Origin of the sequence: Corallococcus praedator, from assembly GCF_003612125.1 — a bacterium.
GTDB lineage: Bacteria > Myxococcota > Myxococcia > Myxococcales > Myxococcaceae > Corallococcus > Corallococcus praedator.
Genome location: NZ_RAWI01001127.1, coordinates 1 through 429, shown reverse-complemented (window position 1 = coordinate 429; position 429 = coordinate 1). Strand labels below are relative to the sequence as shown.

At 65.0% G+C, this 429-nt stretch carries 1 protein-coding gene; it reads left to right on the top strand.

Features of this window, described 5'->3' with window-relative positions; genetic code table 11:
* The coding region (locus D7Y13_RS43360; RefSeq protein WP_120631135.1) for an FtsX-like permease family protein at positions 1 to 429 on the top strand (429 nt) is incomplete at both ends.

Below are 429 nucleotides of genomic sequence, written 5' to 3'. Positions count from 1 at the left end.
GTGCCAGTGCGCATCATCGGCGTGGCGGCCAAGAGCGAGTCGGCCTTCGGCAACTCCGAGGCGCTGAACGTGTTCGTGCCCTACACCACCGCGATGAGCCGCATCGTCAACCAGAACTACCTGCGCAGCATCACCGTGCGGGTGCGCGACGACGCGCCCAGCAGCGCTGCCGAACAGGGCATCAACCAGCTGCTGGAGCAGCGCCACGGCCGCAAGGACTTCTATGTGCTGAACACCGACAGCATCCGCCAGACCATCGAGGCGACCACGCAGACCATGACGCTGCTGATCAGCTCCATCGCCGTGATCTCGCTCATCGTGGGTGGCATCGGGGTGATGAACATCATGCTGGTGAGCGTGACCGAGCGCACCAAGGAGATCGGCGTGCGCATGGCCGTGGGTGCGCGCCAGAGCGACATCCAGCAGCAG